This is a genomic window from Gemmatimonas sp., assembly GCF_041689975.1.
Classification (GTDB): Bacteria; Gemmatimonadota; Gemmatimonadetes; order Gemmatimonadales; family Gemmatimonadaceae; genus Gemmatimonas.
Map to the genome: position 1 here is coordinate 1 of NZ_JBDNFF010000245.1, position 8197 is coordinate 8197.

The 8197-nt window shown below is 64.5% G+C and carries 8 protein-coding genes; 5 read left to right on the forward strand and 3 right to left on the reverse strand.

From position 1 onward, the window contains the following. Window positions 1-112: 112 nt before the first annotated feature. From ACESNG_RS15710 to ACESNG_RS15720, 3 genes are all read right to left on the reverse strand, one after another. Window positions 113-616, reverse strand: coding sequence for an SIMPL domain-containing protein (locus ACESNG_RS15710; RefSeq protein WP_373060971.1), 504 nt, complete (start codon window positions 614-616; stop codon window positions 113-115). Beyond that, entirely contained in the window at window positions 592-753 is a 162-nt protein-coding gene (locus ACESNG_RS15715; protein ID WP_373060972.1) for a hypothetical protein, read from the reverse strand. Before ACESNG_RS15715 ends, ACESNG_RS15710 begins: the two co-directional genes overlap by 25 nt. A 128-nt stretch (window positions 754-881) precedes the next feature. Beyond that, entirely contained in the window at window positions 882-2030 is a 1149-nt protein-coding gene (locus ACESNG_RS15720) for a sensor histidine kinase (RefSeq protein ID WP_373069673.1), read from the reverse strand. Window positions 2031-2309: 279 nt separating this feature from the next. Between ACESNG_RS15720 and ACESNG_RS15725 the strand changes: the two genes are divergently transcribed. The 5 genes from ACESNG_RS15725 (at window position 2310) to ACESNG_RS15745 (ending at window position 7556) form a co-directional block, all read left to right on the forward strand. Further along, window positions 2310-3176: a LytR/AlgR family response regulator transcription factor gene (locus ACESNG_RS15725; protein ID WP_373069675.1), complete on the forward strand. Its 867-nt coding sequence runs from the start codon at window positions 2310-2312 to the stop codon at window positions 3174-3176. Window positions 3177-3196: 20 nt separating this feature from the next. After that, window positions 3197-4138 carry an alpha/beta hydrolase gene (locus tag ACESNG_RS15730; RefSeq protein ID WP_373060975.1) on the forward strand — a complete coding sequence of 314 codons (942 nt, stop codon included), beginning with the start codon at window positions 3197-3199 and terminating at the stop codon, window positions 4136-4138. 140 nt (window positions 4139-4278) lie between these two features. Beyond that, window positions 4279-4569: a hypothetical protein gene (locus ACESNG_RS15735; RefSeq protein WP_373069677.1), complete on the forward strand. Its 291-nt coding sequence runs from the start codon at window positions 4279-4281 to the stop codon at window positions 4567-4569. Between the two features lie 55 nt (window positions 4570-4624). After that, window positions 4625-6505, forward strand: a complete 1881-nt coding sequence (locus tag ACESNG_RS15740) for a tetratricopeptide repeat protein (RefSeq protein ID WP_373069679.1) — start codon at window positions 4625-4627, stop codon at window positions 6503-6505. A 64-nt stretch (window positions 6506-6569) separates the two neighbouring features. Then, window positions 6570-7556, forward strand: a complete 987-nt coding sequence (locus ACESNG_RS15745) for a deoxyhypusine synthase family protein (RefSeq protein ID WP_373060978.1) — start codon at window positions 6570-6572, stop codon at window positions 7554-7556. Window positions 7557-8197 lie beyond the last annotated feature (641 nt).

Genomic DNA, 8197 nt, shown 5'->3' on the forward strand with positions numbered 1-8197 from the left:
ACGCAGAGGCGCCGAGAACGCAGAGATCGCAGAGCCCTGTCGTTCTCAGTGCTGTCTATTGACAAACACTTCGGCCGATCAGCGTTCGTGTGCACGACTGCCCAGCAAGTCTTCAGTTCGCGAGGCCGTACACGACCGTGGTCACTACGCGTACACGTTTCGTGACCTGACTCTCCTCGGAGATGCCCATCGCCTGATCACGTGGCAGAATCTCGAAGACGCCCTGATTGGCGCTGCGAATGCCGGACAGGGTGCTCTTGGAGTCGCGCGCGAACTGTAGCGCCGACTCGCGCGCGCGTGACGTAGCCTCGGCGATCATCGGGTTCTTGAGATCGTTGAGCTTCGTAAAGACGCACGTCGGACCGCCGCCACCGTATTCCTGCCCCGACGACAACACGACGCCGTTGCGCACCAGGTCCGGCACGCGCTGGCTGGCGGTCTGCACGAGGTCCACGCGCGTGGAGCGCACGACGAGCGTCTGCCGGATGATGTAGCGACCTGTGTTCTGATAGCCGCCGACCGTGCGCGCATCCTGCACGGAGAATTCCTGCAAGCTCACTTCGGTACCGGTGGAGTCGAGTCCCTGCGCGGTCAGGAACGCACGAACCTGCTGCACGAACGTTCGAGCGCCGTGTTGGCTCGCACGAGATCATCGTCGGTCACGACGAGGCGCAGCGGCCAGATCGCGAGATCGGCTTTCGCTTCGCGTTCGGCGACGCCCTTCACGGACACCGTGCGATCGGAGGTGCGCATGCGCGCTTAGCCGGTGCCGACGAGGAAACCGCCACTGGCGATACCGGTGGCGAGCACCAGGGCCGCAATGATGCGGCCGGACGACGAAGAGGGAGTGTTCATACCGTGGAAAGCCTGGGAGTGGAGCGTCAGCGGTCGTCGACGGGAATGCGAATTTCTACGCGACATCCGCCCGATGCCTGGTTGCTCATGCGAAAGGCGTACCGGTCGCCGTACAGCATCGTGAGTCGCATCCGCGTGTTGGTCAGGCCGATGCCAAGGCCGTCCACCGATGGCGAAGCAGCCAGAAAGCGTCCGCTGGTGGTCAGCAGGCCGTCGAGGCCCCGGCCGTTGTCTTCGACGATGATCTCCAGGCTGCCGCCGCTGCGTTTCACATGCACTTCGATGCTCTGGTCGGGATGGCCGGGGGCGAGGCCGTGCTTGAGGGCATTCTCGACCAGCGGTTGCAGCAGGAAGCTGGGCAGCATGTCGTCCACGGCCGAGGGATCGACGGTAATATCGGCGTCCAGTCCCTGCCCATAGCGGACGCGCGCGATCTGGAGATAGAGCTCGACCAGTTCGACTTCCTGCCACACGGGAATCAGCGACGTACCCGCACTGCGGAGCGACAGGCGGAGGAGATCGGCCACGCGGGTCAGCGTCCGCTGCGCTTCGCGGACGTCCATCTCCATCAGTTCGGCCACGGAGTTGAGTGCGTTGAACAAAAAATGCGGATTGAGCTGCATACGGAGGGCTTCGAGTTGCGTGCTCGCCAGTTTCTGCTCGAGGGCGGTCGCGGCGCGGTCGCGTTCACGATAGCGCCGCACGAACTCCACCATGTACGCGGCGCCCATGACGGCCCAGTACAGCACCACCTGAAAGTCGAGATGGTTGACGAGCACGACCCGGACCGCGAACGCGTAGCTGGTAACCTGACCGATGGCCCCGAACACATGATCGAGCCAGGCGATGGCGAACACGTTCACGGCACAGATCACGGCACTCACGGCCACGTGCATCGAGATCCAGGGGAGGATCCGCGCCGTATCCAGTTTGACCCGTTCCACGAGAGTGAGCACCACCTGCGACCAGAGCCCCCACATCATCCACGACGCCCCCTGCCAGAACAGCGACGTGGCGATGGTGTAATGGGTCCCTGAGGCATCACCGATCAGCGTGAGCTGCAGTGCGGCCAAGACGGCCGGGATGACCCACAGAACGGCAAAGAGGAAGCGCGTGACGCGCCGCAGGCGCACGCCTTCATCGGCAATCGTGACGGGATGAATCGTGGACACCATGAAGCGGCGGCTTGGGGGGTATCGCCATCCAGGCGATGCGTGCTCTGCGATCTATTGGAACTTCACCTGCAGGACAACGTAGTATACAAAGTAGGCATGAAGGTGCAGCTTCACGGCTGCACTTTCCTTTCGTGGTACTTGGTGCAACCATCCCTGCAATCCTAAAACGGCATCGGTCAGCGACGCCGTTCCGCAGGAATGATCGATCGACGACACGCGCGCTGCTCCTCCCGGCGCGCACCGGATAGGCCGTCGGCATGTCGAACGGAGGCGAAGAGGGTGCGTGTGCGAGTCCTGATCGTTGACGATGAAAGTCTGGCGCGGCAGCGGGTTCGCCGACTCGTGCAGACGGAAGCGGATGTCGAGGTGGTCGGTGAGGCCGAAAGCGGGCATCAGGCGGTAGCGCTGATTCGCGAGCTGCAGCCGGATCTGGTCTGTCTCGACGTCCAGATGCCAGGGCTCGACGGGTTTGGCGTTCTCCGTGAACTCGACGGAGGCCACGTGCCCATGGTCCTCTTCATTACCGCGTACGACGAGCATGCGCAGCGCGCTTTCGACGTGCACGCGGTGGACTACGTGCTGAAGCCGGTCGACGAGGAGCGCTTCAAGGCGGCGTTCGACAAGGCGAGGAAGCAGCGCGCGAACGCGGTGGCGGCTGAACGGCTCGGCGAACTGCTGGAGACGGTACGTCGGCTCGCTGACGCGCGCGGGGAGGTGTCTTCGGGCTTCGCCGGAGCCGCGGGCTACGGAAACGCACAATCCACCGGAACGGCAGTGGCCGGCGCTAACGGCGCGGCGGCGGCGACGGGCGGACGATATGCCAGCCGCATTTTGGTGAAGCAGGACGGTCGCATGTTCTTTGTGAAGACCGCCGAAATTGACTGGATCGAAGCCGATCGCAACTACGTGCGGTTGCACGTCGGTAAGGTTGCGCACACGATCCGGGAACGCATCAGCCATCTCGAAGAGACGCTGGACCCACGCCTGTTTGCGCGGATTCACCGCTCCACGATCGTGAATCTCAATCGCGTGCGCGAAATGCAGCAGTGGTTCTCGGGCGATTACGTGGTCATCCTCGAAGATGGTACGCGCCTGCGTCTCAGCCGCCACTATCGCGACCGCGTCGAGAAACAGGTGGGCGTCTAAGCCGTTTTCGAGTGAAACCGATGTCGAGCGTCCCGTCCGCCATCCCGATCAGTTGGCAGTCCAGGATTGTGCATCTGCTCGTGAGCGCGCGGATGCGTCCACACGCGCACACGCCGATCGACCCGTTGTGGGTGCGTAGCCAGATGGGTCGGCCGCGTACGGCGCGTCGCTGGATGGCTCGGGTCACCGGCGCCTCGGTGCAGCTGCGCGAGGCGCAGCACGGGTGGCCCGGCGGTGAGATCGTTTCATGGCCCGGCCATGCGTCCGATGCCCCTGTGCTCCTGTATTTCCACGGTGGCGGCTACATCGCCTGTTCACCCGAGACGCATCGTCCGTTGGTGTCGTCGCTGGTTCGTCGCGTGGGTGGGCGCGCCTTCGTGCCGCGCTACCGTCTGGCCCCCGAGCATCCGTTTCCGGCGGCGCTGAATGACGCCAAGGCCGCCTATCGCTATCTGCTCGACGTCGAGTGCATCGCGCCTTCGCAGATCGTGATTGCCGGCGATTCGGCCGGCGGCGGGCTCGCCCTGTCGCTCGCGCTTGCAATTCGCGACGTGCAGTGGCCGAATCCCGCCGGGATCGTGGCCTTCAGTCCGTGGACGGATCTGGCCGCCACCGGCGGTTCGCTCGACGAGAACTCCGATAGCTGCGCGATGTTCGCTGGCGAGACGATTCGTCGCGCGGCCCGCTTCTACGTCGGCGATGCCGACCCGACGTCCCCGTTGATTTCACCGATGTACGGCGACTTCCGCGGACTGCCGCCGATACTGGTCCACGCCAGTGAAGATGAAGTTCTGCGCGACGATGCGATTCGTGTGGCAATTGCCGCGCGTGACGCCGGGGTGGAGGTCGAGCTCCAGCTCTGGCCCCACGTGCCGCACGTGTGGCAGTTCTTTGCCGCGGTGCTGCCGGAAGCGCGCGCCTCGCTCGAAGCCACCACGCGTTTCATCCGCGCGCGAACGTAGCGCTCGGGTCTTCGCACACGAACGCGGCCTCATGTTCGTGCGCGCTGGAACACCGAGGGTCGACACGTTGGAACATCCACGTCCCTCGCTGTGACGGATCGTGACACCGCGCGGCACGAAGCGTCCAGCGAGCAACGACCGTGCGCAACTCCGACATCTTCCCAGAATATCGTCCGCCGGACTGGTACCCACTCCAGCGCGTTCTCGCGCTGGTGTTCGGAACCGCCGCGATCGACGCCACCGCCTCATTCTGGTTCATCGGATTCGTCCATGGACCTCACGATGTGGGAGAGCTGCGCTCGTACGAGTACAGCACGACCGGGCGACAGATTGCGCTGGACCGCAACGGGGGCGCGTACCGATGGTTCAAGGAAATCGGCGGCTACAGCCGTGTGGATCACGAGGAAGCCCTGATCGGGACCCTCGTGTGATCAGGAGCGTGCGGAACGCGCAATTCCGTGGCCATGCAGCCGATACTTCTCGCACATGCCCCCGGATACCCCCGGCATAGGCGGCACTCCGCGCCTGTTGCCGTCGTTGCCGATCGTCCCGACCGTGCTGCCAAGCGCCTTGTCCCTCGGGCCCGTGGGGCCGGTCGCGCCGTCGAAGGCGCTGGCGCCGGTGGCTCCTTCCGGGACGAGCCGCTCGTCGATGCCGTCATCGCCGCTGGCTCGCAGCGGGCTCGACCTCCTCGACATTTTCGGTACGACCGACCTGCTGGTGGAGCGCCGAACGGTGGCGCCAGTGGCGCTCGAGGTCGGGCTCGAGACGGCGCGCGGAGCGCTCCTGCGGGGGCTGGCCGCCGAGTCGCTGGCGACGCTCGATGGCGTCTGGGAGCGCGCACAGCTCACCGAGGAGGGTTGGTATCTCCGCAGCGGCGCGTTGACCGTGCTGGGGCTTCCGGGCGAAGCCGAGCGGGTTTGCACCGCAGCGCTGCAGCGCAAGCCGTCGTCGGTCGCTCTGCGCTTTATGCAGTCGGTGGCGCGGCTGGCCGACGGCGACGTGTCCGGCGCCCGCGTCGCGATGGCGGAGGCCGTTGAATCGCCGGCGACGCACCCGGTGCTGCTCATGCAGCAGGTCATCGTGCTCGCGCGACAGGGTAACGGTAATGAGGCGGAACGACTACTACTGCAGGTCATGCGGGGATTCCCCGATCATCCCGCGGTGGAGTTCGCGCGCGCGACCTTGACGTCGATCGGGGCGGATCACTCCCGGAGTACGTCGCGTAGCGCGTTCGGTGGTCGCGTGGATGTGACCGCCCCATTCACGACCGGCAACCACGAGGTGTTCGAAGCGTTCGGCGCGGCCACACGCGATACGATGTTCGACGGCGACGATTGGACCGTGGAGCATGCGGCGTCCGAGCACACGGCGATCGGCAGCGACGCACGAATTCCGAACGACGATCTGACTGGTAGTGCGAGCGATCGTGCGATCCGTTGCGTCACCGGCAATGTGGCCGAGCGCGCGATGGCGCGTCTCGGCGCCCACTTCGCGACGCTGTCCGTGCCCGATGTCGTGCGTGAGGGGCGTATGCTGATTCGCGCGTTGAGCGCCGGTGGCTCGATGGCCGGCGCCTGCACGCCGGAACAGGCGTATGCGGCGCGCGGAGTGCTCACGGCGATCGTCTTCGCTCTCACCAACAGCGCGCCGTCCGCGCGTGCCACCGTCGGCGCATCGCCGTTGGAGGTGCTTCTTGCCCAGTGGATGCCACTGATGCAGACCGAGCGGTTCGATGACGCCGCGCGAGTGCTCCGTCGCCTCGGGGCGAGCATCCCCGACGCGCAGCGGCGTCTGTTGGCGGCGTGTGCGCACTTCACCGTCGAGACGTCACCGCAACACGAACGCGAACTGCGGGTCATGCCACTTGTGAGTGGGGAGTATGAGGCGCCGGTGCAGGGCGAGCCGGCGAAGGGACCGCTCATTCCGGTGCGACTTGGCCTCGCACTGCTCGAGGAGCGTTCGCCTGATCGAACGTTTGAGCGCACACTCAACGGTTGGATCGAGCATCCTCGCGAATTGACACCGGGTCACGCCACGCCGAGCATGGCCACGCCGAGTCAGGTGATGTCGAGTCGAGTGACGCCCATCAGGGCGTCAGGTGGCGCGATCGAGACGGACGGTCGAGGCTGGGGTGCGGCTCCGGCCGCCGGCGCTTACCTGCCGCCGCCGCGTGAAGAGGGCGTCGGCATGCGCGTCGCCGCGCTGTTGTGCGTGATCATTGCCGCCGGCGCGGCAACGTCCGGCTCGGGCGTGGTCGTGGTCGCTTTCGGCGTCGGCGCGGCTTGGTTGGGGCTCCGTCGGAGCGGGCGATCCGGCGAGCGCCCGGATGAGGCCCGCGACCGCGACACGACCGGGGCCGATTAGATTCCCGTCGGCGCCGTCCGCCTCCGGTCGTCGCTGTCCCATTCCGAACAGAGTCGTTCATCTCATGGCCCAGTCCACGTCCGCGCCCGTCACGGCGTTTCTCCGTCATCACTACCGCCACTTCAATGCGGCCGCTCTCATCGATGCCGCCGATGGTTACGTGCGCCATCTCGAAGCCGGCAACAAGATGATGGTCACACTTGCCGGTGCGATGAGCACGGCGGAGTTGGGGCTGTCGTTGGCCGAAATGATCCGGCAGGACAAAGTGCACGCGATCACGTGCACGGGCGCGAATCTCGAAGAAGACATCTACAATCTGGTCGCGCACGATCACTACGAGCGCGTACCGAATTATCGCGATCTCACGCCGCAAGACGAGCAGCAGTTGCTCGAGAAGCACTTCAATCGCGTGACGGACACCTGCATTCCGGAAGCGGAAGCGATCCGTCGGATCGAGAAGGCGATTCTCGACGAATGGACCACCGCCGATCAGGGCGGCGAGAGCTACTTCCCGCACGAGTTCATGTACCGCATTCTCCTCGGCGGTAAACTCGAGCAGTTCTACCAGATCGATCCGAAGAACTCGTGGATGCTGGCCGCCGCGCAGAAGAACCTGCCGATCATCGTGCCGGGCTGGGAAGACTCGACGACGGGCAACATCTTCGCGTCGCACGTCATCACCGGCAACATCAAGAACGTGCACACGGTGAAGGGCGGCATTCAGTACATGATGTATCTGGCCGACCATTACACCGAAGTCACGAAGGACGCGTCGATGGGCTTTTTTCAGATCGGCGGCGGTATCGCCGGGGACTTCCCGATCTGCGTCGTCCCGATGTTGCATCAGGACCTGCAGCGCACTGAAGTACCGTTGTGGGGCTACTTCTGTCAGATCAGCGATTCGACGACGTCGTACGGTTCGTACTCGGGCGCGGTGCCGAACGAGAAGATCACATGGGGCAAACTCGGCATCGAGACGCCGAAGTACATCATCGAGAGCGACGCGAGCATCGTGGCGCCGTTGATATTCGCGATCGTGCTCGGTCAGTAACCATGATGACGTCGCCTTCCGACTGACTACATCTAGAGGGCTTTCGAACTGATCTCGCGGAGACGCAGAGGCGCCGAGCACCCGTATGCGGTCAACACCAGTAGTGTCCCAACGTTTTTTAGAGGAGAACGAATGGAATGGCCTCGAGATCAGCGTCTGAATGACTGGGTTGTGGCGTAAGCAGTTGATGGAGCGGGACTTGCTCGAACAGGGCCACACTCGGGATCTGTAGCATTTCGTTACATGCTCTGCCGGTCAAGTGGTAGACCTTGCTTCGCGATCCCGAGGTGCGTTTTCTTCGCGGGCCTTCGCGATCTTCGCGGACTTCGCGCGAACTGCGGTGCGTGCGGCTGCATCGGAGCGGTCGGAGAGCCAGCTGGTTCGCGCGAGGCTCGCGAAGCACGCGGAGCACGCGAAGCACGCGAAGAGACGCGAAGAACAGCACAATGAAGGAAATGGGAATCGTGCCGACGGACGGGGGCGCGGCGAACCATCAATGCTGTCGTGGCTGTTCTTCGATGCAGGACAGTCCCGCGCGCCTCCGTGCAAAAGACCGACATCGAGCGCCTCGGCGTTCAAGTCGAGACCAGACCAAACGACGCCGTTCCCCAGGAAAATCAACCACTTATACCGTTCCAATC

Coding starts and splice junctions, on each gene's coding strand:
- ACESNG_RS15715 (WP_373060972.1), bottom strand. CDS start 753: ATGCGCACCTCCGATCGCACGGTGTCCGTGAAGGGCGTCGCCGAACGC.
- ACESNG_RS15720 (WP_373069673.1), bottom strand. CDS start 2,030: ATGGTGTCCACGATTCATCCCGTCACGATTGCCGATGAAGGCGTGCGC.
- ACESNG_RS15730 (WP_373060975.1), top strand. CDS start 3,197: ATGTCGAGCGTCCCGTCCGCCATCCCGATCAGTTGGCAGTCCAGGATT.
- ACESNG_RS15740 (WP_373069679.1), top strand. CDS start 4,625: ATGCCCCCGGATACCCCCGGCATAGGCGGCACTCCGCGCCTGTTGCCG.
- ACESNG_RS15745 (WP_373060978.1), top strand. CDS start 6,570: ATGGCCCAGTCCACGTCCGCGCCCGTCACGGCGTTTCTCCGTCATCAC.